The sequence below is a fragment of the Micromonospora sp. CPCC 206060 genome (assembly GCF_036906895.1).
GTDB lineage: Bacteria > Actinomycetota > Actinomycetes > Mycobacteriales > Micromonosporaceae > Micromonospora.
Genome location: NZ_JBAKHU010000018.1, coordinates 17,501 through 42,607 on the forward strand (window position 1 = coordinate 17,501; position 25,107 = coordinate 42,607).

Annotated in this window: 17 protein-coding genes; 4 read left to right on the forward strand and 13 right to left on the reverse strand. The window is 68.4% G+C overall.

Features of this window, described 5'->3' with window-relative positions; genetic code table 11:
• Positions 1-7: 7 nt before the first annotated feature.
• The 11 genes from V6U90_RS14285 to V6U90_RS14335 form a co-directional block, all read right to left on the reverse strand.
• Entirely contained in the window at positions 8-1,486 is a 1,479-nt protein-coding gene (locus V6U90_RS14285) for a Fic family protein (RefSeq protein WP_334435631.1), read from the reverse strand.
• A gap of 69 nt (positions 1,487-1,555) precedes the next feature.
• Complete coding sequence (locus V6U90_RS14290; protein WP_334435634.1) at positions 1,556-1,882, reverse strand: hypothetical protein; 327 nt, start codon at positions 1,880-1,882, stop codon at positions 1,556-1,558.
• Positions 1,863-3,965 carry an EAL domain-containing protein gene (locus tag V6U90_RS14295; RefSeq protein WP_334435636.1) on the reverse strand — a complete coding sequence of 701 codons (2,103 nt, stop codon included), beginning with the start codon at positions 3,963-3,965 and terminating at the stop codon, positions 1,863-1,865. Before V6U90_RS14295 ends, V6U90_RS14290 begins: the two co-directional genes overlap by 20 nt.
• Before the next feature lie 258 nt (positions 3,966-4,223).
• Complete coding sequence (locus V6U90_RS14300) at positions 4,224-5,414, reverse strand: hypothetical protein (protein ID WP_334435638.1); 1,191 nt, start codon at positions 5,412-5,414, stop codon at positions 4,224-4,226.
• A 32-nt stretch (positions 5,415-5,446) separates the two neighbouring features.
• A complete protein-coding gene (locus V6U90_RS14305; protein ID WP_334435640.1) occupies positions 5,447-8,353 on the reverse strand; it encodes a hypothetical protein in 2,907 nt (968 codons plus the stop codon).
• Positions 8,354-8,392: 39 nt separating this feature from the next.
• Positions 8,393-9,316: a hypothetical protein gene (locus tag V6U90_RS14310; RefSeq protein ID WP_334435643.1), complete on the reverse strand. Its 924-nt coding sequence runs from the start codon at positions 9,314-9,316 to the stop codon at positions 8,393-8,395.
• A 14-nt stretch (positions 9,317-9,330) separates the two neighbouring features.
• The gene (locus V6U90_RS14315) at positions 9,331-10,482 is read right to left on the reverse strand and encodes an AAA family ATPase (protein WP_334435646.1); all 1,152 of its coding nucleotides are present in this window, start codon (positions 10,480-10,482) and stop codon (positions 9,331-9,333) included.
• On the reverse strand, positions 10,479-11,678 hold the full coding sequence (locus V6U90_RS14320; protein WP_334435649.1) for a DUF262 domain-containing protein: 1,200 nt from the start codon (positions 11,676-11,678) through the stop codon (positions 10,479-10,481). The genes V6U90_RS14315 and V6U90_RS14320 overlap by 4 nt, the downstream gene beginning before the upstream one ends.
• Positions 11,679-11,774: 96 nt before the next feature.
• Positions 11,775-15,359 (reverse strand): BREX-2 system adenine-specific DNA-methyltransferase PglX, encoded by a 3,585-nt coding sequence (gene pglX / locus V6U90_RS14325; RefSeq protein WP_334435652.1) that lies wholly within the window; start codon positions 15,357-15,359, stop codon positions 11,775-11,777.
• Positions 15,360-15,705: 346 nt separating this feature from the next.
• The gene (locus V6U90_RS14330; RefSeq protein WP_334435655.1) at positions 15,706-16,563 is read right to left on the reverse strand and encodes a helix-turn-helix domain-containing protein; all 858 of its coding nucleotides are present in this window, start codon (positions 16,561-16,563) and stop codon (positions 15,706-15,708) included.
• A 151-nt stretch (positions 16,564-16,714) separates the two neighbouring features.
• Positions 16,715-16,954, reverse strand: a complete 240-nt coding sequence (locus V6U90_RS14335; RefSeq protein ID WP_334435658.1) for a winged helix-turn-helix domain-containing protein — start codon at positions 16,952-16,954, stop codon at positions 16,715-16,717.
• 322 nt (positions 16,955-17,276) lie between these two features.
• On the opposite strand from V6U90_RS14335, the gene V6U90_RS14340 reads away from it, so the two are divergent.
• From V6U90_RS14340 to V6U90_RS14350, 3 genes are read left to right on the forward strand one after another with little or no spacing between them, the layout of a single operon-like run.
• Positions 17,277-17,573, forward strand: coding sequence for a DivIVA domain-containing protein (locus V6U90_RS14340; protein WP_334435661.1), 297 nt, complete (start codon positions 17,277-17,279; stop codon positions 17,571-17,573).
• Positions 17,570-17,887, forward strand: coding sequence for a hypothetical protein (locus V6U90_RS14345; protein WP_334435664.1), 318 nt, complete (start codon positions 17,570-17,572; stop codon positions 17,885-17,887). Before V6U90_RS14340 ends, V6U90_RS14345 begins: the two co-directional genes overlap by 4 nt.
• A complete protein-coding gene (locus V6U90_RS14350; RefSeq protein ID WP_334435666.1) occupies positions 17,871-18,416 on the forward strand; it encodes an NUDIX domain-containing protein in 546 nt (181 codons plus the stop codon). Before V6U90_RS14345 ends, V6U90_RS14350 begins: the two co-directional genes overlap by 17 nt.
• 30 nt (positions 18,417-18,446) lie before the next feature.
• Here the strand turns inward: V6U90_RS14350 and pglW are convergent, their stop codons facing one another.
• Complete coding sequence (gene pglW, locus V6U90_RS14355; protein WP_334435669.1) at positions 18,447-22,862, reverse strand: BREX system serine/threonine kinase PglW; 4,416 nt, start codon at positions 22,860-22,862, stop codon at positions 18,447-18,449.
• An 88-nt stretch (positions 22,863-22,950) separates the two neighbouring features.
• Between pglW and V6U90_RS14360 the strand changes: the two genes are divergently transcribed.
• Positions 22,951-24,036, forward strand: a complete 1,086-nt coding sequence (locus V6U90_RS14360) for an ADP-ribosylglycohydrolase family protein (protein ID WP_334435671.1) — start codon at positions 22,951-22,953, stop codon at positions 24,034-24,036.
• Here the strand turns inward: V6U90_RS14360 and V6U90_RS14365 are convergent.
• Entirely contained in the window at positions 24,014-24,997 is a 984-nt protein-coding gene (locus V6U90_RS14365) for a DUF559 domain-containing protein (protein WP_334435672.1), read from the reverse strand. The genes V6U90_RS14360 and V6U90_RS14365 overlap by 23 nt on opposite strands.
• Positions 24,998-25,107 lie beyond the last annotated feature (110 nt).

Genomic DNA, 25,107 nt, shown 5'->3' on the forward strand with positions numbered 1-25,107 from the left:
TGCGCAGTTATCCGAGACCGTTACTGAAACTCGCGATGGCTGCGGCCAGGGTCCGATCCACCAGTTCACACACCTCTGTCCAGCGGGCGTCGGCCGAATCGGTGTAGATCAACGTGACGCTGTCGTCGGGTGTCGGGCTCAACAGGGAAATCGCGCGGGAGGACTCCGCCTCCAGGTGGTTCTCCACCGACTCGGCGAACGAGGTGACGGCGAGCACACCGGTCTCGCCTCGACCGACCTTCTGCACGGCGACGACATACCGCAGGGTCTGCCCGAGCACGGTCAACCGCAGTTGGGTCCACCAGCTACCGGCCCGCAGGTTGCTGTAGAAGTCGACCGCGTTGGCGGTCCGGACCAGTTGGGCCCGCCACCAGAAGGCCCGCTCATCCGGCGGTGCCGCCTGGTAGACAGTCGCATTGGCGGCCGGATCCACTGCCCGGAAAGCGTCGCGGAACTGATCCCGCACGTTACCCATGTAGTCCCAGAGCTTCTCCTGTAGCGCCTCGGCGAGCGCCTGGGTCTGCTTGCCCTGGGCATCGTCGCGACGCTGCGTCAGCACGCGCAGCCGTTCCGCATAGGCGCGGGCCACGTCCACCGCGCCGACTCCCACCGGCGCGGCCTCGACCGGCCTGGTCAACGCCGAGGTGAGCGCGATCCGCTCCAGTCTCGCGAAGAAGCGCACCAGCGGCCGGAGGTTGCCCTCGTTGGCAGAGTCAAGGGCAGCGATGTAGTCGGCCCGCTGCCGCCGGTCGACCACCAGCGGGGCGTAATGGGCCTGGAGAAGCACGAGCAACGTCAGCGCCCGGGCGACCCGCCCGTTACCGTCGGCGAACGGGTGGATCGAGATGAAGCTGTGGTGCAGCCAGGCGGCCCGGACGACCGGGTGCGCGGAGGCGGCTGAGGCGTACCGGTCGAGGAGCAGTTCCATCTCGGACTGCACCTGCTCAGGTGGCACGAAGTTGATCCTCACGCCGTCTTCCCGGGTGACCGAGTTCGGTTGTCTCTTCCATTCGCCGTGCGGCAGTGCCACCTTCACGACCCGCCCGAACTGGTCCTGGGCGTCGTACGTCGGCTGATGGCGTGTGATCAGGACGTGCAGTTCCCGGATGAAGTGCACCGACAGTTCGTGGCCCGTCCGTGCGGCTTCGGCGAGATAGTCGAGTGCCGAGTACTGGTCACGGATGACGGCGAGGGTGTCCTCGGTGAGGCCGCCCTCGTTGGCCGCGACATCCAGGGTCAGCCCTTCGGCGACCAGTGCCTCGGTGACGCCCCAGTCGAGATCGTAGAGGCGCTCGATGATCCCGGTCTCGATCGCATGCCGGCGCAGGCTGCGCTTGCGGGCCTGTTCGACCTCGTCGGGGGTGGCGACCGCCAGGTTCTCATCCCAGACCCGCCGGAGGCTGTCGATGGCAGCGAGCAACTCGGCCACGTCGCCGTTCAACTCCGGGACCGGCTCGACACTTCGCCAGGGGATGTCCTTCGCCACGGGCAGGAGCCTAGCGTTGAGCAGTCGATTTCCGGTGCACAGGCACGGTTGACGAGCGGTCAGGAGCAGCTATTCATCCAACAGCGGTCGGAGCTGTTCGAGCAGCCGCGCCGTGCTCACGTTACGTGGAAGATCGATCTTCAAGTCCAGTCCCGGCCCTTTGACCGTCAACGTCACCGAAGGCTGTGGTTCACCCAGGCGCCACCGGCGGATCGCCGCCACCAACGCCGCAGCCTGCGGTTGCAGGGTGGCAAGCGTCGCCAACGCGGCCAGGTTGGCCGCCACGCCGATCCCCTCGATCGCGAGGGTCACTGCCGAGGCATCCCGGACACCCTCGTACGGAAGGTTGATCTCTTCGATGATCTGGGCCGGAAGCTCAAGCCGGACGCTGGTCATCCTCACCTCTCACAAGTGCCGCGATCCGCTCCCGGACCTCCTGGCCGAGCGGACGTAGTGACGTCGATGGGGTTTCGCCGCAGATGAAGCCCTGGACGTAACGGATACGCAGGTTGTAGATGTCGGCCAGGGTGACAGGTGCGTGCTCGTCGAAACCCTCGACGATCACCGCCCGAGGGTTCGGGGCCTGACCGAGGTCGCTCGCGTGGTACGCCACCCGGGTGACCAGGTCGAGTTCCTTGAGCGCGAGTGGATGGTGCAGCACCGCCCGGTCGACCTTGATCTGGGTCAGGGGCAACTCGGCCATCCGGGCCAGCGACGAGTACCCGACGCCGAAGTCGTCGACGGCAAAGCTGATCTCCAGATCCCGGGCCAGCGAGGTCAGCCGGTTGTGGAAATAGGTCAGCGGCTCCTGCGGCCACACCTCGTCCGGTCCTGGTTGGATCGCATCCTGCTCGGAGATCTCCAGCGTGACCGTCCGGGGATCGAGGCTGGTGTCCACGAGCGCGTTCCGGACCTGCGCGATGTAGGAATCGCTGAGCAGTGACCTGACCGCGACGTTGATCGAGACCGGCTTGGTGCCGTCCCAGGAGGTGTCCGCGTCCGCCTCGGCGTACGAACGGATCGCCCGTTCGAACAGCAGCGCATCCCGTTCGATGATGAACCGGTCCCCCCACACGTGGGCCATCTGGAGTGCGGTGAGCGGTGCCCGGACCTCGCTCTCCGCCCGCCTCGCCAACGCCTCGTAGCTGTGCACCGCCACACCGTGCGGGCGCCGGTCCAGGGACATCACCGGTTGGAAGACCATGGTCAGCGACCCGATCAGCTGCCGGTACAGGGTGAAGGCGTGCTGGTACAGCCCCAGCGGTAACCGACCGAAGGCGGACCGCAGGGCGGTCAGTACCTGCAACTCCGCCAGCAGGGGTTCGTCGAGCACGTTCGAGTTCCAGATCGACTGGAGGAGGATGGCCAACGGCTCGCCCATCTCCAGCAGCGCCAGGGCCGGATCGACGACGGCGAGCGTCACCACCCGGTTGTCGGGGTACGACAGCGGCACGCAGAGAACCCGCCGGCCCTTCTCGTCGGATACGACGTGCCCGAGCGACGAACTCCGGCTGGGACTGGCATGGGCGGATCCCTGTTCGAGCAGTGGTCGCAGCTCGTCCTTGTTGAAACGTGCGGTCGAGGTGACCGGGCTGAGCCCGGTTTCGGAAAGCTGTACCACCGCCACGGAGTCCGCCTCCAGGGCGTACCTGATGGTCTCTGCCCGCTCGGCGTAGCCCGCCTGCGGTGACGTGCCAGCGAGCCGCGCCGGAGAGCGGAAAACCCTGCCGAGGAGCTGGCTGATCGAGCTGGCCAGGTCATCCAGCGGGTTCTTGCACGGCCGGACGGTTCCCGTCGTGGCCGGGGCGGTGAGCGGCTTACGGTCGTGCCGGGATGGTGGTGGCTGGGTGAGCACCGTGGTCGGTCCCCACATGTGGACCAGTTGACCGGGGGTCGGGTGGATGCCCTGTTCCGCCACGAAGTTGGCCATCTGCGCGAAGGAGACCTTGTCCTCGCTGTCGGCAGCCTCGCCCCGCAGTGCCCGGAGCAGGTGATGGGTGAGGACACCGTGTCGGTGCTCCTCACTCTCCCGAGCGGCTGCTCCACTCGGGCAGGCCAGCAGGGCGCTGTGCCGGTCGACCTGGGTCCGGTACGTCTGCATCGCCTCGGTGTGCCGCAGTTCCGATCCCGCATAGGCCCCCGCGTGGCAGCAGTCGAGGACAAGGAACGACGTACCGGCGAACGACTCGAAGACATCACGTTTGAGAAAAGCCATCCGAATGCCGGAATCCGGATCCCGCCGCAATGCCTCGGCGTCCAGATCGGGAGTTACCAGATACGCATCCGGGCCGGCACTCCATTCCGGGACGAAGGCGTGCCCGGCAAAGTAGACGAGTAGTACATCGGAAGGCTGTGAACGCAGCACAAGGTCACGTAATCGGGCCTTGATCTCCCGCCACTCGGCCTCCTCGCCGGTGAACAGCGTGACGTCACCATCGTCGAAGGTGCCGATCCGCTCGTCGAGCAGGACCTCCCGCATCGCCTTGGCATCATCCTCGGCATACCGGAGGCTCGGCAGCCTGACGTCGGTACCACACTGATTGACTCCGATCAGAACTGCCCACCGCCGGCTCTGCACACCTACCCCCGTCGTGAACCATTAAGGGAAGTACCGACTCGCCGCGACACCCGAGTGACCCTAGCCGATCTCGACCGACCAACCCCCGCCGGATTTGAGTCAGAAACATGTCAGACTCATGTTGTCGCGTCGTGACAGAAATCCCCTCACTTCGGGGAATCAGCCGGACCATTGACGATCTGCCCAGTTCCCGTCCGCGACGAGCAGTTCCACGCCATTGTCGGCGCAGATGTCCCGCCAGACAGGGTCGTCGCAGCGGGACACCACCAGCAGGGCGGTCACCGGTGCCCCGCGCGTCGCGAGACGGTGCCGGTACTCCAGGACCTGACCGAGACCGAGCCGGAGCTGATCGGTGCCGTTACCGCCGGCAACGCTCTTCACCTCGGCGATGACGTGCCGGCCGGTCGCGTCCCGCCAGGCCAGATCGACCGGTACGCCGTGCAGCCCGGCGCCGGCCCGCACACCCGACCGACCGAGGTGTGCGATCAACTGCCGGCAGATCCGGTCGTGCTCGTCCACCCCGGCCCGGTAGGCGTCCCCGTCGAACGCCCGCTGTCCGGGCAGGTCGGCGGGCGCGGCCGGGCCGGCGTACGGCCGGTCGAATCCCGGTTCGACACCGGGGTCGCCATCCGGGGTGGCGGCACCCGGCCCGGTGAAGACTGTCTCCGCAGCCGCCCAGGCCCGCGCAGCAACCTCTGGCCGGTAGCGACCCGGGTACGGGAAGCGCCCGTTTACCGCCAACATCACGTTGAGCAGCCGGGCCGCCGCCAGGACCGGTGGTTGCCGGAGCAGCCACCAGGCGGTCTCCACATCGGGACAGCTCAGCCCGATCTTGTCCTCGGCCAGCGTCTTCGTCGTGTCGTCGAATCTTTCGACGCCACGCTCCCGCCACTGCTCGACGTCGAGCGCACCGGTCTCGCCGGCCAGGCCGAACGGGGCGAGCGCCACCCGCAGCCAGACACCGGCGCCGTCCTGGTGGACCCCGAACGTCTCCAGTACCCCGACGGTCAGCCGCAGCAGCGACCGGCCACGGTCCACCCGGTCGGAGACGAGCCAGTGGGTGCCGGCGGTCCGGAGAGCCTCCGGCACGGTCATCCGGATCATCCAGCCGGTCAACGTCCACGCCGCCCGCTGCGCCGCATCGAGACCGGCGGCCCAGTCCCCTTCCAGAGCCGCCGGAGCCGGTACGAGCGGCGCCGGCCAGGGCTCGGCGAACACCCACTGCGCCAGGGCGACCGGATCGGCGACCTGCCAGAGCCGGGCCGGCCGGGCCGCAAGATCCTGGGCCAGTTCGTCGACCAGCTCGGCAGGCCACCGAACCGCAGCGTTATCGGACTTCGCCGCCATCATGAGAGCAGTTCCTTTCAGGGGTGCTGGCCTCGTCAGCGACGACGGTGGTGGCGCCGGACGTAGGTGAAGCCTTCGGGTAATGGTTGATCCACGATCTCCGCAGCGCGGATCGCATCACGATGCCGCTCGATCTGCTCGGCCGACGCTTGGGCGCCTGGTGGCAGCCGGCGGACGAACCCGGTGACCCAGTGGCCACCCCGGCGGGCCGGCCAGCCGGTCGTGTCCCGGCGTTTGGCTGGGTCGAGCATCTCGATCCGTGGGGTGTACCGGAGCAGGTCGACCCGGAGATCGCCGGACCGGGCTGGATACCAGGGCCGGCCCTCCAGATCACGGCTGCCCCGCACCCGCTGGATCCGCCCGGCCCGCTGTAACTGCTCCACCGCGCGGGGCAGCCGGTCCAGCAGCGACCTCGGCATGCCCTCAACCAGGCAGTTCCGGATCAGCGCCTCCTCGTCGAGCATCGCGACACCGTCGGCACTGAGATAGCCGAGCCGCCGCAGGGTCCGCAGGATCCAACTCTGGTCGGACAAATCCGGTACCCGGCGGTCCTGCTCCGCCCCGGGAACGAGTTCCCGGGTGACGACCTGCGGGTCGTACCGGTGGAGAAACTCCGTGTCGTCGATACGTTCCGGCTTGGGCAGCAGTGCGGTGCGGGCGACGACGGTCGACGTTCCCTGCCGCCATTCGAAGGTGACCAGCACGCCGGACAGGAGGCCGGCTGGCCAGCGGATCCCGCTGAGTTCCCACTGGCCGCCCCGGCGCCGCAGGGTCACCTCCTGCACCGGAGGCACCCTCGGGTAGTCACTGCTCCGGTGTTCGAGACGCAGTTGCAGAGGTTGTCGGTCCATCCACCCGCCGGATATTCGCCCGTCAGGCAGGACGCACCATCCGCCGTCGATGTGCATCCGGTACAGCGCCGTCTGCCACTTCAGCCAGCCACGGTCGGAGGTGGTTCGGCCACCCACCCACCAGGCATGCTCGCCTTCCTCGTCCGGGCTGGCCAACCGGGTGCCGCCGCCGCGAATCAGACTTTCGGCAATCCGGTCGGCCTCCGCCTGCACCTGACCCAGGGTCGCCATGCCCCGACCCGCACGCAGGGCGAGACCGGCCAGGTGCTCGACGGCAGCCGCGCCACGGTGCGGCTCGGTGCACGGGTCCGCGTACACCGAGATGCGCTGCCGCCGCTCGGCCACCTCGACAAGAAGGCCCAGGGTGCGGTCCGAAAGCGGGAAGTCGGCCAACTCCTCGACGGCCCCGGTGCGGATCGTCGACCGCACGACCCCGGCCGCCCGCGCATCCCGAGTAACGACACGGGCACGGGATCCGGCGTCACAGAGGTCCAGCGCCGCCCGGCACACGGCCTGCACCGCGCCGTCGTGCGGCCCGGCGCAGAGGTCGACGCCGGTACGGAGTTCACCCTCCTCGGTCAACCAGGCGGAGCCGAAGAGGTTCGTGCCGGGCTCGGTGTGCGCATACACCACGGCGACGGTGTACCGCTGATCCCTGTTCGGAGTCTGCCGCGCGGCGGCGCAAACGAAAACGTCCTCCGTCGGCCGATCCGCACCCCCGTTCTCCGGCACCGGCATATCTAGCGCGGTGGTCACCGCACGCTGGGCGGGCACCGACCAAGCCAGGTGGGCACGCACCGCTGCCGCGACCTTGTCGGCGCAGTCGGGGCAGGGATGGGGGTCCTTCGCCTTCGGGCAGGTGGCCCGGTGCTCTGCGCAGGCCGAGGCGACAAGCTTGCCGAGTCCGGGGTCTCGCTTCGCCATCTCGCCCGCAGCCTCGGCAAGGCAGTTGGCTCGCAGCCGTTGCACCCGCTCCCCGTGATAGAGCCGCGTGGCCCGTACCTGCATCTCCTTGACCATCAGCGTGGCTTCCAGGCACCGGGCCGCACCACGGGCGTACGCCTTCGCAGACCGGCGGAGCCACAAGAGCTGTTCCTGGGAATGGAGTCCGGTCCCAGACAACTCCTCCTCGATGGCCACACTCGTCTGACGCAGCCGGTCAGTCACTTCCTTGCTATGCAGCGCCCACCGTTCCATGAGTGCCTGGTGCGCCAGCGCCTCATCGAACTGGGGGCGGTTGACATCGGCAATGACCTCCCTGATGAAGCTCGCCTTGTCGAGCTGCCGCAGTCGGCGTACGCCCGCTGGCAACTCGGCCTCGTTGGCAGCCGGCTCCGCGCCTTGACCTGCAAGCCAACCCCACAGGTCCGTCCTGGGCACCTCGATCGCATCCAACCGAAGGCCGCGACGGCGCAGCACCGCCGTCAGCGCACCGTTGAACAGCGCACCGTTCATGTGCCGCATTACCAGTGCATCCAGACAGTCGGGCGCACCACTCGACCGACCCGCCTCGATCAGCTTCTTGCGGTGTTGCTTCTCAAAGTCGGCAACAGCCGACTGCCGGTCCCGGGCCAGAACCTCCCGCACCCGGGCCAGCCCTTGGAGGTCCCGACGGGCCGGCGAAAGCTTGCCGAGGAGCAGTTCACCCTCAGCATGCAGTTCGGCATAACGCCAGGCGGCCACCCCGGCAGGCTGGGCGGCCTGCTTCCGGTGAAACTCGTGTTCATCAGGGGAGAAATCGGCACCATCGGCAGCCGCTCGAACGAGTCGGGCCATCCGAACCAGGCCGCGGGGAAGCCCGTCAACCCCATCCCACAGCCCATCGATGGACGCCCGCGAGGCATCACGATGATGCGTCTGCTCCCGGAATTCAGGCACAATGTCCTGGTTGGCGATTAGCCGGCCGTAGCACCCGTTGCACAGCAGTACAGACCAGTCGCCGGATACCGTCGCGACCAGCCTTGCCGTCTTCGATTCGCCGCAGCGCGAGCACTGGAAAGGCAAGCGCTCGCCGAGCCGGTACTGCTGTAGCAGTCCCCGAGGGGAATAAGCCTTGTCGATCCGTAAGCCGGGTGGCGGCCCTTTCGGCACCACGGCTCCTTCCTGCTCCGGCCTGGACGCCTACGGCGGTCAGATCCCCAGCTTGCGACCGATGTACCCGACGACGAGGGTGTGGCTGGCGTTGTCGATCCGGAAGTGCAGCCGGCCCGCTCCGGGGGTGAACCGGGCATGCCATTCGAAGAGGTGGCTCACCCCGTCGACATCGGTGAAGCGACACAACTCCCGACGAGAGTCGCTCTCCGGCGTGACTTTGCTGTGCCAGCGCAGCGCCACGGACGGATCGGCCCGCCAGTCGGCGGCGGAGCGTTCCAACTCGGCAAGCCGTTCCTTGACCGCGTGGAACCAGCCGACGGGCAGCCCGGCGAGGTCGCCCTCCACTCTGGCCAGGAAACGCAGGTGCGGGAAGAGATCCTCCCGGGCCGCCCAGAGCTGGTCGGCGGTGTGCAGCCGGGTCAGCTCGGAGTCGACCAGCCAGTGCCGGTGCTCGTGGACATGGCCCTCGGTGCAGGCGTGGCGGACGTCCACCTCGGAAGAGTCGAGCACGATCTCGCCGCTGTCGTCTTCGCCGAGCGCCTGTCGGGTGAGAACGAGCCGTGCCGCTTCCCACTCCGGGCCGAGCCGGAGGCTCACCGCGAGACCGGCCACCAGATGCGCCGTACCCAGCCCGTCCGCTGGCCGTCCATCGTGGAAGTAGTCGGCGTCGTACCCCAGGTTGTCCGGCACTGCCTCGCGGAACGGCGCCCGGTTGCGCATGACCTTCAGGAACCGCCAGTGGTCCCTGTTCCGGTTGTCACCAGCCCACCTACGTATCGAGTAGCCGTCGGAAAACTCCAGGTCAGCGAGAGTCTTTTCGGTTACCAGCGACACCTCGGTACGGTGCCGCCGCACCCGCAGCAACAGCGACACGAAATCACGAAGGGAACTGTCCACCTCTTCCCGTCTCGCCTTGACATCCCGATACGACAGCTCGTTGAGGACCAGCAGCAGAGACAAGAAGAGGCTCTCCGTCAGTCGAGAAGTTGATCTAAGGCCCGATCCCACTCGTCGAAGAACCCAGCCGGCCACTGCGACAGCATGCCGTCATGACCGACAGCGGGAGAGGTGATCGAAATCTTACCGTCGTCGTCCCGGTCGAAATAGTGCAGCGCGACCCGATCCGGTGTCAACACGCCTTGTTTGACCGAAAGTCTGATCGCATTCAACACGTGGTCACTATGGCTCTCCACAATGACCTGCGCGCCCGCCGCCACCGCCAGGCACGCCAATCTGGCCATCATGCTCTGCCCACGAGGATGCAGGTGGGCTTCCGGGTTCTCCAACATCAGCAGGGTGCCCGGCCCGGATGCCAGGCAGGCGACGATGACGGGTAGGGCGTACGTCAATCCGAAACCGACGTTCGTCGGCCGGTACCGGAAATTGGACGAGTGCAGACCGGCCATGCCGCCGAATCCGTAGCTGAGCCGTACCAGGTCCGTGCCCCGCAGATCCTCCGCCATCAGGTTGACCCCCGGGCAGATCACCTGCAACCACGCCTCGGCCTGGTCGAGCAGTCTGCCCGACTTGGCGTCGATGTGCTGTGCAAGCTCGGGCGAGACCCGGTCGTCCCCGTGGGTCCGGAGGAAGTTGACCGTGTGCTCACCGCGGGCGCCGAGGGAACCCCGCCGGACAGCCGCCTCGTACGACTTCGGGTAGTGCACCGCCGGCACGATCCGATCCGCCTTGAGGAACTGGAACCCCGGCCCGAACAGTCCCTGCTTCTGCACATTGCCCGCCATGCCGCGTACGAGCTGCGTGACCGAGCCTTGCAGCAGGTCTGCCTCCCGGTCTCGTTTGGGGTCGTACTCGGCCTCCCAGCGGGTGGCCAGGTTACCGAAGGTCAGACGAATCCCGATGAAAATCGATCGGTATTCCTTGTCAACGGCGAAATCCTCGTGCAGGACGTCCCGCCCGACCCCCAACTCGACCAGGTCACCGTTGAGCAGGAAACCGATGTTGTCATCGAACAGGCCCGCGTCGTGCGACTGGCGCAACAGGGCCAGGGCCTGGATGGTCGTACTCTTGCCGGCCGCGTTCACCCCGGTGAGCAGCGTCAACGGCGCGAGCCGCAGGTCCAGGCGCCGGAACGCCTTGAAGTTGAGCAGCTCGATCCGATCGATCACGACCCCACCACCGAGTCGAAAAGCCTACGGATCTCGGCGAACCGGTAGTTCACCTTCCCCCGGTTACTGGTCCCCTGAGAGATCGCCGACTGGAAGCCGGCATCCCACATCAGGGCGAAGAATTTCTCCTCAACCTCGTCCTTCCGCTCCATCAGGGCAGCAATCTCGTCACCGGACGCGGCAGCAAGATTGACCGCGACAGCCTCGAAGAGCGCCTTGTTGATCGGCAGCCGCCATGAAGGACGCTCAGGATCCCGCTTACGGAAAGCATGGGCACCGAAAATCATCTCCGCCGCGAGCATTGCCTCGTTGAACTCTCGCCACAGAAGGTCCACCCCTGACGAGGGCAACGCATTCAGCTGATGCATCGACTCCCGGAGGAAGCGGTCGAAGTCGTCGGCAGCGTACGTCTCCGGAGGGGTCAACCGGAAGGCCAGGTACCGCAGGACCATCTCCCGGTCGGCCATCCGCTCACTGCGTACGCTGTTGCCGGTCGCCGACCGGAACGCCTCCGATTCCGCCCAGTCCTGCAAGATGCGCCGCCCTTCACCGGGAATGAGCGCATGCCGCAGCTCCTGCTGGGACAGGGGCAGGCCGCCGATGTTGATCCGGGCGAAGATGTTGAACTTGACCTCTTCGGGGGTACCGCGCCGGATCACGTAGACGATCAGCTCCGTCTCGCGCAGCCGGGTCTGCAACCGACCGGGCAGCTCGTCAAAGCTGGCGCCGTCATACTCCTCACCGAGGTATTCGAGGTTACGCAGGCGCAGCGGCTCGGCCCCGATCGTCTCCGGCTCGATGAACTGGGCGATCGCGGTGAGTCGCTGGATGCCGTCCACCATGGCCCAGACCTCGTCGTCTCCCTCGGCCGCGAAAAAGGTGGGCAGGGGGATGCGCAGCAGCAACGACTCGATCAAACGACTCTTGGTCGTCGGCTTCCAGAGCCCGGCCTGCCGCTGGAAGTCGGGTTGCAGGTCGAGCCGTCTGCCCCGCAACCGGGACAACAGCAGGTCCACGGTAGTGGTGCGGGTGATGACGTCGATCTGCTCAGGGTCGAACGGCTTCCGGATCGAGTCGGTGGGCTCATCCGCCTGCGCTATCGAGTCGTCCTCGATCTCGACGCCGGTACGGTGACCGAGCGAGTCGAGTTCCTCGACGACATCATCTTCCTCAAGCGCGGAAATCTCGCACCTCACCTCGACGACGCACCCGGAACACCGCGCCGGGCCAGCGGACCGGACCCGGAACCGAGACTAATAGACGACCGGGGCCACCACCCTCGACCACTTCGGTCACACCTTGGCCTTTCGACCCCGGGTCGCCTTCGGCGGGCGCCACGACGCCAGCGCCTCGTCGGTGAGGTGCAGCCGGTTGGTGACCTCGGCGAGGAAGCCTTCGTAGATGTCGGCCGGCGAGGCACCCCAGACCGGGTCGAAGTCGCCGTGCCACTGGCGTACCCAGGGAAGGATCTCGCGCAACCCCGCGACCAGCGGCAACAGCCGGTCGGCGGCCCAGCCGTCCTCCTGCTCGCGGGCGACGATCAGGGTGGCCAGGGCCTGGGCCTGCTCGCGGTGGTCCCAGCCGGCCCAGCCGATCAGCAGCGACGGGTCACCGTCGCGGCTGGCCCCGGGGTAGGAGACGAACCGCTCCTTGGGTACGTCGAGTTTGCCGCGATGCCGCCAGTAGCTGCCCTTGAGGAAGTCCGCCGAGGTGTACTTCGGCGGCACCGGGATCTGCTTGCGGAACTCGCGCTTCGCCGCCTCGTCGGGCAGCGCGTCCTCCTGCCGTTGCAGCTCCCAGACGTGCTCCCAGTCGGCGCGCTTGGCCAGCCCGGAGTCCTTGTAACGCAACGCGGCCAGGTGCGGCACATGCTCGTCGGCGACCAGGTCGGCGATCACCTTGCCGAGATCCTTACCGGGTGCGTAGAACGCGGCGACGGTGAGCACGTCGTCGTCGCGGCGCAACTCGTCGGCGAGCTGCGCGGTGGTCAGCGGGCGCGGCTGCTCCAACCCGTCGACGTGGTGATACCACAGCTCGCGCGCCTCACACCGGTCGAGCAGCCAGTCCCGCAGAGCCTTCGTCTGCATCGCGTCCCAGCCGTCGGTGGCCCAGCGCCGCTTGCACTCCGGCCGCTCGATCAACGCGATGTTGCGGTTGCCCTCGATGACCTCGATCCGCCGCTGTACCAACGCCCGATAGTCATCCGACCAGTGCGCCGGCAGCTCGGTGATCGGCGTGGACCCGTGCCGGGCGAACCACTGCGTCTCGGCCTCACCGGCAGCGACCTTGCGGGCGAGCACGATCTCGAAGGCTCGCTCGCCCAACGCCAGCTCCGGCACCGACGCCACCGGGTGGGTCAGCTCGTCGTCCAGCAGCCCGTAGAGGGTGTAGACCTGCCAGTCCAGCTCCTCCTGCAACGCGATCATGCGCGCCCGAGTCGAGTGCCACTCCCGCTCGGCGGCGTAGAGCCGCTCGCGAGTCGGCACCCCAGAAGCCGCGACCGCCGCCGGAGTCACCGCAGCGAGCCGCTGCGCCAGCAAGTCGATCTCCCGGCTCAATTCAAGCGGGTACGCCTCCGGCAGCGGAAACTCCTGAAGCTTGGTACCCGTGAACTCGTAGAACTCCTCCCATTCGTCACCTCGGTAGCCCTCATTCACGCCGCCGTTACCTTTACCGTGGCTAACCTGCTTGAGCCAGAAGCAGGCGGTCGAACTGTTGAGCAGCCCAAGCAGTCGCAGGTGATCGTCCTCCGGCGCTCCATCCGGCAGCTTAATCACCGGCGCCGAACGATTGAACACCCTCCCACCACGATCCAATACAAAGTGGTTGTGCGTAGCCACGAACGCAAAAGTAATTGACAAAGGCGTCCGATATCGTTCCGGGACCCAGCGATACCACGTCCACCAGGGGGCATCCAGATCATCCCGTTTCTGCCCACCAAAGCCAGTGGTAGAACCGAGCGAACGACGCAAGGACCAAAGGTGCCTCCCCCACGAGGCTGTCGCATCAAACGGAACAGCCTTTAAGTCCGCACCGTACGGAGTTAGCGCGTCCTCTTCGGACGCCACGTCCCAGTCGCGGACAACTTCGCCAAGTACAAGTGAGCGTTTGAGCGAATCTCGGATTCTGTTACGTTGGAACCAGCCCGGTGGCGCGAAGAACACTTCATCCTGCCCCGGGAAGCTTGCGAACCCGATTGCGCCACTTGCCTGCCGCTGCAACAGCGTCCGCCCGCCAGCCGAAATTGCCGCCATTAGATCCCCAGCGCCGCCACCACTCAAGCTCCAGGGAAATGCTGCGAGCTGCACACGCGGCACGTCAGAAACGCTGACCCACTGGCTTTCTGAGCCAGGATGCTCAACCTGAGAAACGATGGCCTGCCAGACATTACCTTCACGTGGATCGCCAGGAGCGCTTGGCTCGCCCTGAATTCCCATCACGCAACGAACCGTGCCAGCTCTCTTCAGGTTGGTGTTCCTGCCGACGAGAATGACCGTCGGGGTGCCGTGACCTGGAATGTAGGCGCCCGACGTGTCGATGACGTGAGTAAGGTTGACCCGGGTGGCAAAAAGCTTCTCGATCATCTTCTTGCCAAACTCACGCTTCATGAACGAGTTGGCAGTGATCTGACCAACGTAGCCCGCACCCCTGCCGTCCGTGTCGGCGGTCTTGCCAAGGTTGAAAAACCGCTGCGCAAACGGCACGGACAGGGCATACTTACCGGAGCATGTGTCATACATGTCACGGTATGCGTCGTTGAGGCCCTTGTCCTTCACGGTGATATAGGGCGGGTTACCTACGACAACGTGATATTGACCCACGCGAAGGATGCCGGGGTGCTCTTTGATGTCCTCGGTGGCATAGGCAAAGTCGGCGACATCTTCCTTGCCATCCAATGTCCCTTGCCGTGACTTCAGCAGAGCGTCGCCCACTGCCAAGTGCATCGGGAAGATGACGCCATTCGCATCGCTGAGCACCTTGAAGCCCGATGCGCGCAGGGCGGCCACGAGGAGGCGGAAGCGGGCGATGGCTACCGCGAAGGGGTTGATGTCGACGCCGTGCACCGCGTCGAGCGCGAGGCGTACGCGCTCGTGCGGGTCGCGGTTCGGGGCGTGCTGCTCCCACTCCTTGAGGAGACGGTGGAACGCGCCGAGCACAAAGTGGCCTGAGCCGCAGGTCGGGTCGATCATCTTGACCACATCGTGGCCGAACTCATCGATCGCCGGCGTCAGCGTCAGATCGAGGATGAATTCCTCGACGAACTCTGGCGTCTGCAACAGCGCGTAGGTCTTCTTCGCGTGCTCGGAGAGGTCCTGGTAGAGATCCCCGAGAAAGCGGGTGTCCCACAGCTCGTCGCGGAAGCTGTGCACCAGGTTGCCGCCCTCGCCCCGTTGGCGCCAGAAGCTGATCAGCTCCTTGGCCGCGTCGTGCGATAGCGGGATCTGATAGAGCGGGTTGTGCCGCCGGTCGAAGAGGGACTTACCGGCCTGGGTGCCGCCGATCGCGTCGAAGCCTTCGAGGAGCCACCCGCGCAGCGTTTCGTCCGGATGGTCGCGGAAAAACTGCGCCTCGGCTTCCTCCGCAAGCACCAGCCGGTCCCCTGGCCCGGCGAGGTACGGCTCAGGAAGCAGGCCGTTGTCCTCGCAGAAGCGGACGAACACGGTGCCGAGCACCCAGGCCACCGCAGCCTGCGTGACCCGCTCGTCCCGCCACGACGCCCAGGTGGCGGCCGTGCGACCAACCTTGAAGGCGTGGTCGTACTCGCCACGCAGGCGGAGGCGCACCTCCTCGACCGATTCGGCCTGCTCCCGCAGGTCTTTCTCCAGGGACTTGACCTGCTTTTGCAAGTCGTTCAAGAGCAGCTTCCGGTCGATCACCCGACGACTCTAGCCCCATAGTCGGACGAGTGATGCCGACCATTCGGACAGAGCATATTTGTGCTGCGCCAATCAGACCGTCAGCAGCAACCGTTGACGCGAGGCTCACGGCTCGATCTCCGCCTCGTCCCGCGTAGGCAGGTCCGACTCGGTCAGTTGACCGTGTAGCAGTTCGACCGCGCGTGAAGTGGTCACCAGGTCCTGCCGAAGCGCCGCCAGAACGGCCTGGGCATAGCCTGGGGAACCCGCTCCGACTCAAGATCCGGTTGAGGTGCCCAGCCGACCGCCTCCAGGAATTCCGCCCGGGTCGGCTTCTGCTGGCTCCACCTCTGGCGTACCTCGCGGGTCAGCAGCCCGCCAGCTCCACCTGTCGGAGGGCCAGCGTCCAGGATGTCCGATAGCGGGCGGCGAATTCCACGAGCTGGTCCCTGGTCAGCGTGGCCGATCCAGCCGCCCCGTCGGCCAGAACCCGGGTAGGTAGCAACAACTCGGCGGCGAAGGCGTCGATGACAGTTTCCCGCTCGCCCCGGGAGGCGTGCACGCCAAGGTCGCTTGAATACTCGTCACCGATGACCAGGTGGCCCAACTCGTGAGCCACCGTCGCCCGTCGTCGCCCAGGGTCAGGCACCCGGCTGACCACCGCCACGGCGAGGTCGCCGTCGATCACCGAAGCGCCGTCACCAGGCAACTCGGTGGCCAGGACGTACTGCCCGGCCTGCTCGCAGACCGAGGTCAAGCTGCCGATCGGGTCAGTGCCGAGTCCAAGCTGATCGCGTACCCAGAGGGCTGCTGCCCGCGCCTCGGCATCCGACGACACCGGACCCGGGTAGGTCAGCCTCTCCCTCCGGTGCAGCAGACCGTAGTCGACAAGCTGCCGCACCTCACGCAGCCACTCGACAAGAGCGATCTCCAGCCGATGGGACTGCCGCGTGATGGCGGTGTCGGTGTCCTCGGTCAGCAGCGCCGACCGTCGGGAGATCACCTCTGGTTGAGGCCGGATGAGGTAGTCCATCGACACCCGCAACGCCGAGGAGACACGCATCAGCTCAAGCGCGTCCAACCGACGGGCCCCCGACTCGACCTTGACGATCATCGTCCGCTCCAGACCCACAGCCCGAGCAAGATCGTCCTGAGTCGGCCGTAACGAGAGACGAAGCTGTCGGATCCGCTCGCCGATCGCACCCCACGCCAGGCTGTCCGCCATGGTGCGATAGTCGCACACCCGCGACGGCTTCTGGAGCCACGCCCGAGGTTGCGACCCTGAATCGACGCCATCGGTCACTTGATCGTTTGCAGCTCAGCAGTACTTCACCCGGCGTGTCGCACAGATAATCCGCAGACGATCATGACCCTCGTCAGGGCTCCCGCATCCACGTCTCCGGATCGGTAACGAAGATCCCCTTACCCTGGTGGCGGCGGATCACCCGCAACGCCTCCAACCGGACGTAGACCATCTGGATGGTCGAAGAGCTGACCTCGAAACGGTCAGACATGTCAGCGATGGAAGGCAGCTTGTCTCCTGGCTGCACCTTCCCGCTCCGCACATCGTCCGTGATCTCATCAGCGATCCGGATGTAGTCAGGCATCTGTGGCATGGCACTCCTCGTGTGGCACGCCAATTTGATCACGAAAAGCACACGAGGAACAACCGAGCGTTGCTCTTTGCAACTTAGGCATATATGGTTGATCGCGAGCCGCTCCTCGTGTGGCAACGGGATGGCTCATCCCCCTGGTCGGGGCGGGTGCGCGTGCCCGTCCCGACCCATCGGACTGCCCTGCCGCCGTACCGCTGACCCGAGAGCTGCGACGGCCGGGCCGGGCTGGTCGTCCGCGACCGTCGGGCGGACGACCAGCCCCTTCCAGGCGTACCCGATGAAGCTCTTCCGCCCTGCCCCCGACCCTGGAGGAGAGACCGACGTGGCCCAGGTGTTCCGACATGGCCGCAGCTACGGCACCGGCCGCCCGGCCTGGCTGACCCCGCTGGAGGTGCGCACCTGGGAGTTCGACCCGCGTCGGCGCGGGATCGACCCCGAGCAGGTGCGCGCGTTCCAGCGTCGGGTGTCCGACGAGTTGGCCGAGCTGCACCGCATGGTGGCCCGGGCCAACGAGGAGAACGACCGGCTCAAGCGGGCGTTGCGCGACTGGCAGGCGATGCACGCCGAGCGGTGCCAGGGGCAGCGCGATCCGCGCGGCAACTCCGGGCGGCACTGGTGAACGTGCCGTCGCGGGTGCCACGTCCGGGTGACGTGGTGCTGGTGGACGGTCGGGCCTCGGTGCAGTTCGGCGGATCGCGCGGGTTCCTGTTCCGGGTGATCTCGGTGTCCGACCAGCCGACCTACCACGGTTGGGCCTGGCTGACCGGGTATGTGCTGGACCGGGCCGGGCAGGCGACCGGCAAACGCGAGATCTTCGTCCAGCCGGCCGGTCTGCGCCGGGTGTCCGAGTCTGCGGGCCACCGTGCACCGGGCACCGCACGCCGATCTGTCCCATCTCGGGCCGACAGCCGGCAGCGTGTCGACATTCGTTGATCAGGAAGAGGCTGGCATGAGGGTTCACCAGTTCGCGCAGAAGGCATTCATCGTCCGCGACGGTCGCGTCCTCGTGGTGCAGAAGACGTCTCAGGATCCGCACAACCCAGGGTGCTGGGAGGTACCGGGCGGGCGGATGGTGTTCGGCGAGGACGTGGACGCACACCTCCGGCGCGAGGTGCGCGAGGAGACCGGGCTGGAGGTCCTTCCTGGTCAGCCGTTCTACATCTGGCAGTGGGTGATGTACACGTCCCTTGGCGATCAGGTCCAGGTCGTCGCGGTCGCCAGAGAGTGCGAGGCGACAGGGGAGCAGATCAGCACTGCGGGCCAGGAGGAGGACGACCACCTCGGCGAGGCGCGCTGGATTCCGATAGAAGATCTGTTGAGCCTCAACCTGATTCCGTCACTTCGACCGGCCGCAGCGGCATTTGCCCTACGCTACCCAGGCTCGTTAACGATTCGTTCAGGCGAGTCTGTGCCCTGCAACTGTGGACCACCCTCAGCCGGTAGCCGTGCTGGACGGAGCTGAAGCCGCAAGCGTGGGCACCATAGAAATTGGTCAGGCGGATACGGTGCTCCGGTGGGTGTTGCTGACCCAGGCGTCGGGCAGGGCGATCCACTCGTTGTCGCCGACCCGGACCACCGTGTCGTCCAACCTCGGCAGCAGCGCCGGGTCGTCCATCGGGCACAGCAGCCACAGGTCACCGGCCCCGGCGCGGGCCGCGTCGGCCAGCTCGTACAGCAGGTCCACCGCCCGGTAGCGGGCCAGCAGCGCCGCGTCGTGCAGCAGCACCGGCCCGGCGTCCGGGTGCAGCTCCCGGCGCAGCTCCGGGACGGTCAGCGCCCATGCCTGCTCGACGTACTCCCCCAGTTTGATCGCCGGCCGGGATCCCTCCTCGGCGATGTCGGCGCTAAGAATGGTCTGCCAGGTCGGCTTCGGTCGGGCGTCGACCAGGGCGTGCAGGTGGGCCAGGAACCGGGCGGCCACGTTCACCGGTCGGGCCCCGAACCGGCGGGTCAGCTCGTCGAGCGCCGGAGCGTACCGGGGTACCCGTACCGTCAACGCCCGGAAGCCACCGGCGGACCGGGCCCCGGTCAGCCGTTCCTCGGCCCGCAGCGCCGCCGCCAGCTCCGGCGACTCAGCCGCCCACTGGCTCGGCGCGGTGCTGCCGGACGGCCGGCGCTGCACGATCGACATCGAGGAGGAGGCGCCCCGGGTCGGTGGTGGGACGTACCGGTCCCGGTCCCAGCGCAGGTCGAAGCCGGCCTCGGCGAGCAGCCGGTCCAGTTTCGGATGGCCGGGCATCCGGTCCAACTCCGGGAACCGGGCCGCAACCCGGTCGGCGACCTGGGCGGGGGTGAGGCTCCGCTGCTGCCCACCACCCGGGCCTGCCGGGGGCAGCACGCCGGCCTGCGCCAGGCGCAGCGCGCGCACCGGGTCCAGATCGCGGGGGTAGATCTCCAGCCGGGCCGTCGCGGCGGCCCGCTCCGAGGCCACCGCCGCCAGCAGCACCCGGCGCCGCTCGTCGAACGCGTCGGCCGCGCCGCCGGGCGCGGTCACCGCGGCGAGGGTACGCAGTACCGTCGCCGGGCTGGGCAGTACCTCACTGTCGGCGAGCCGGTCGGCAGCCTTACCGAGCGCGTCGGCGTAGTCCAGCAGGGCCGGCGCCGCCGGGGTGTCCGGTGCGTCGTCGTCGCCCACCTCCAGAGCCACCAGCAGCCGGTCGGCGTGCCGGCGCAGCAGCAGGCGCGGCTCGGTCTCCAGCGCGTCCACCTCGACGGCGGCCCGCACGGCGGCGAGCGCCACCGCACCGCGCAACGCGTCCCCGGTGCGCACCGATCCCCGGCTGGTCAGCAGGGCGGTGGCCAACTCGCCGACGCCCATCACCCGCCCGCCGTCGCGCAACAGCTCGATGATCTGGGTACGCAGGCTGCCCACCACCGGGATGCCGTGCCAGCGTCGGCGCTGCTTGCCGAGGATCTGCGCGACCCGCCCGGCGGTGACCCCCAGGATCGCCGCGACCTGTGGTTGCTGCGGCCACGACGGCAGTGCCGGCAACGTGCCGGTGTCGTCCGGCAGGTTCAGCAACAGCCGGATGGCCTCCGCCTCGGTGGCGGTACGGCTGGTCCGGGCCGGTACGAGCAGGGTCGCGACCGCGTCCAGACCGACCCGGACCAGCTCGACGTCACCGGCGTCGCCAGAGGTTTCGGGGGCTGCCTCGGCGGCAGCGGCCCGGCGGGCGGCCGGCGAGGCGGGAATGATCTCCCGCTCACCCAGCCGGGTACGCCACTGTTTGACCCGGTGTTGCAGCTCCTGCCGGGTGCGCGCCCCAAGGCCGGCCAGGTGGGCGAGCCTGTTCGCCACGACCAGCAGTTCGCCGACCGTGCTGGCGTCCAGGCGGTGCGCGGCGGAAACGGCGCGCGGGGTCAACCCGGCGGCCTCCAGAGCCGTGGCCCGGGTGGCCTTCGCCGCCGCCTCGTCCCGGGCCGCCTCGGCGATCTCCACGTCCGGCTCGTCGCCGGACGTCTCGGGGTGGTCGGTACCGACCGGGGTGCTCGCGTCCGAGCGCCGGAACACCTGCTGCCAGGCGTCCCGCATGTCCTTCAGCGAGCCGAACCGGGCACGGCTGTCCCGGTGCAGGGCCAGCTCGAAGAAGTCGGCCAGACCGTCGCGGATCGCCGGGTCGAACGCCTCGACCGCCAGTACCGGCGGCCCCTTGGTCAACTGCGGTTCGGTGCCGCCGTCGCCCCAGAACGGCAGCTCGCCGGAGGCCATCTCGTGCAGGGTGACGGCGAGGGCGTACCACTCGGCGTGCCGGTCGTAGACCGGCCGGTTGGCGGTGCCGAGGAACGGATCCAGATAGCGTGGCGTGCCGGAGGTAATCTCCTTGACCGAGACCCCGGCCAGGGAGAAGTCGAACAGGACAAGCTGGCGGGTCCGGTTCGGCCGGATCCGGATCGCGATGTTGTCCGGCTTGATGTCCCGGTGGTAGACGCCCTCCCCCTCCAGATAGTCGAGGGCGCCGAAGAGGTAGTCGCTGTAGGTCTCCAGCTCGTCGACGGTCAACCGGCCGTCGTCGCGCAGCTTGCGGGCGAGGGTACGGTCACCGGCGTGCTCCAGCACCACGATGGTGCGGGTGCCGATCTCCAGCGGCTCCGGCCGGGCCAGCCGGATCACCCGGGAGTCGGTGAGCGGGCCGAGCACCCGCGCCTCGTGCGCCAGTCGGGCGCCCTTCTCGTCGGAGAGCCCGACCTTGAGCACCTCCGGGCGGCCGGTCCGTTCGTTGTGTGCCAGGAACGCCCGGCAGGTCGACCCGGTGCCGAGCCGTTTGAGTACGGTCCACTCGCCGACCCGGTCCCCGGGGCGGGCCTCCAGCGGGTCGACCTGCTCCGGCTTCGGCTGCTCCGGTGCCGCCGGTCCGGGGTGCACCGACGGTGGTGGCGGAGCGGTCAGTTCCTCCTCGATCGCCTCCAGCGCCTCGACGAACTCGGCGACCGTGGTGAGTCGCTCGATCGGCACCGGCGCGGTCGCCAACTGCACCAGCAGGTCGGCGAGTTCGGAGACCGAGTCCGCCACCGACGAGGGGCGCAGCCCGTCCTCGGTGGCCAACCGGGTCAGCAGCTCGGCGCGTTTGGCCGCCGGTGGCTGGCCGGTCAGGATCAGGTAGGACAGCGCACCCAACCCGAACACGTCCATCGCGACCGGGTCCGGTTTCGGCGCCGTCAGCTCCGGCGCGAGGTACGCCTCGGCGGACCGCTCGATGTGCGCGGCGGCGTGCGACGACATCGGTACCCGGTCGCCGCTGGAGGCACCGGAGGTGGAGTCCGCACCCCGGGTGGCCGCCTGCCAGTCACTGATCCGCAGTTGCGGAGTCAGCCACGCCTCGTCCTCGCCACCGCCCCGACGCACCCGCCCCGGGCTGACCAGCACACTCCGGGCGGAGAGCGCACGATGGTGCAACCGGCGACTGTGCGCGTACGCCACCGCCTCGGCCAACTGCCGGATCATCATCAGCCGGGCTGGCGCGTCGAGCCGGTCGGCGTACTGGGTCATGTAGTGGTCGAGCCGGATGGAGCGCGGGTCGTACCGGAAGATCAACGCTGGCCCGGCCTCGTGTGACTCCAGCGAGTCGACCTGCACGATCCCCGGGTGGTTGATGCCTTGTAACGCCAGCATCTCCCGCCTGGCGGCCCGCTCGATGCTCTCCCGTTCGGCCTGCACCGCGTTGCGCTCGACCAGGTAGATCCGCACCCGGCGGTGCTCCCGTTCCAGGTCACGGTGCCGGGCATGATGGTCCTGCCAGGTCGGCCCGACATCGAACGGGCGGGGCGCCAGCTCCCACGCGCCGATCTGGTAGTGCCGCCGGCTGCGGGCGATCCCCACCGCAGTCAGCAGGTCGGGCAGGGCCCGGGAGGTGTCCGGGGTGACCCGGTGCCGTTCGTCCTGCGGCGGCCGGCACAGCAGCGAGCCGATCGTCGGCAGGTCGTCACCCGGGGAGTGGTTGGGCTCCGGCTCGGGGCCGAAGATGCCGTGCCGGTGGTGCTCGGACAAGCCGATGTGCAGCCCGGGTTTCGCCAGGAACACGGCCGCCTGCACGAACGGCACCCGGATCCGGGACCCACCGCACCGGTCTGCGGCAGCCTGGAGCAGCGACTTGAGCCGCTTGGCCTTCGCGTCCGCCAGGTGCAGCGGGTTGTCGAAGGTACGGGTGCCGTTGGGGCCGGAGAGGATCCAGTTGGAGCCGCTGGAGACCAGCCGTCCGGTGAGGCTCTTCACCTCGATCAGGTAGAGCCCGCCCGGCGCGGCGACCAGCAGGTCGACCTCGTACGGGTGGCCGGTCTGCGCGGTGAAGGTGAAGTTCGACCAGGCCCGGTAGGGCTCGGTGTCCGGCAGCAGCGCCTGGACGTACGCCAACGCCTCCCGCTCGTGCGAGAACTGCGACGGAGTGATCGTCGTCCACCGGCCCTCCTGCATGCCGACGATCCTAGGCGCAGACCCCGGTTCCGCCCGTCCCGGCGGCCGGGGCAGCGCTCCGTTCGCCCCCGCTCCTATATTCTCCAAGATGTCCAGATCAACCGTGCGACAACTCGGGGCGGTACGCGGCTGCCTGCTCGGCCTCATGCTCGGTGACGCCGTCGGCGCCACCGCCGGGGCGGTACCCCCGAGCGGCACCCTGCCGGCCACCAGCGCCGGTCAACTCGCCTGCTTCACCGTGGACGGAATCATCCGCGCCAGCGTGCGCGGCACCCTGCGCGGGATCTGCCACCCACCCAGCGTCGTCCGGCACGCCTACACCCGCTGGGCAGTGATGCAGGGCATTCCGGGTGTCCAGCGGTGGCAGGACGAGGACTGGCCGGACGGCTGGTTGGCCCAGGTGCCCGTACTGGCGGTCCGGCGCGGGTCGGCACCGGCCACCGTGGCCGCCCTGCAACGGCTGGGGATGGGGGCACCGGACAACCCGGCCGGTACCAGCACCGGCGCCCACGGGTTGACGCGGAGTCTGCCGGCCGGGCTGGTCGAGTCGTGGAGCGCCGGCGTGGGCGACCTCGCTGCCCAGATCGCGGCCACCACCCACGCGACGGAAGCGGTCCACGCCGCCGCCCTCGGTGCCACGATCATCGCCCACCTGCTCCGGGGTGCCGGCATCGATGCTGCGGTGACCCATGCGCAGCAGCAGTGCGCCAGCCACCTGCCCGGGGCCGCCGCGCTCCCCCTCGCCCCGGCGCACTCCGATCCGCTCGGCGCCGCCGCGCTCCCCCTCGCCTCGGCGCTCGCTGCCGCCCGGTCGGCACCGGCCCAGCGCGACGAGCTGGCCCGACTCGCGCCCGACGCCCGGGCCCTCAGCGCGCTGGCCGGTGCGATCTACGTCGTGAGTTCCTTCCCGGAGCCCGCCCGGATCCGGGAAGCGCTGCTCTTCGCCGCCTCGGCCGGTGACGGCGGACACGTCGCCACCGCTGCCGGAGCGTTCCTCGGCGCGGCGTACGGGGTCGACGCCCTGCCCGTGGACTGGCTCTCCCGGCTGGAGCTGGTCTGGGTCGCCGACACCCTGGCCCGCGACCTGGTCAGCGAGTTCGTCGACCATCCGGCCGGATCGGGGTACGGCACCGCACCCGATCCGCAGTGGATCATCCGCTACCCGGGCTGGTAACCGGCCCATACCCCCCGGCTGACCATCGGCGAGCGGCGAGGATGGCGAGCACCTCGCGGCGTACCTGGTCGGGCTCGTGCACCAGCCGGCGGTGGGTGAACCGGACCACCAGGATGCCGAGGGTGGCCAGCAGCGCGTCCCGGCGCAGGTCGATTTCGCGTTGGCGCGGGTCATCGTGGGTCGAGGCGCCGTCCAGTTCGATGTTGACCCGCTCGGCTTCGGCGTAAACGTCGAGATAGCTGGTGCGCCCGCCGACCCGGACGCGTACCTGACGTTTCAGTGGTGGCATCCCGGGGCCGGTGAACACGTGGTCGTGGCCCCAGATTTCCAGCGGGCTGCGGCAGCCGGCAGCCAGCCGGTCGAGGAGTACCCGCAGCTCGGCCCGGTGCGGCAGCTTCGGCAGGCCGCACAGCTCCGCCCGCAGCCGCTCGGCCGTCGTCCGCCGGTCGTTGACCGCCCGGATGATCGGGGCGGGACGCTCGGCGGGCGGCAACACCGGCCAGGCGTCGAGCAGGGACCGGTCCAGCGGGGTGACCGGGACATCGCGGCGCATGACCACCTGCGGCTGTGCCACGGTGAAGTGGCGCCGGTGGTGCACCACCAGGTGGGGGCGGCTGCGCAGCGTGGAGTGCGCCGGGACGGTCAGGTGCACCGGCTCGTCCGCAGTCTGCTGGCGTACGCCCCACACGTTGAGCGCGCTGAGATGGCTCAACGCGCCCTGCCCGGCGGCGTACTCCAGCGCCGCCCGCCGGGCCAGCTCCGGCGGTACCGAGGCGAGTGGCGGTCGCCCCGGCATCGGCGTGACGAGCCGGGCGTCGAGGTAGACGCCGGGCAGGACCCGGCACAGGTGGCCGGCGCGGCTGGCCCGGTCCAGGGTCCATGATGGTACGACCTGACCGGCCAGCCACCGGGTGACCAGCCCACCACCCTGCTCGACGAGTACACGGAGTACCGGATTCACGCCGACCAGGGTGGGTCGGGCCGAACACCTGCGGCAACCGGCACCACCCCACACCTGTGGACAACCGGTGGACTGTGGACGGCCGCCCACACCCGGCCCGGATGTGCTAC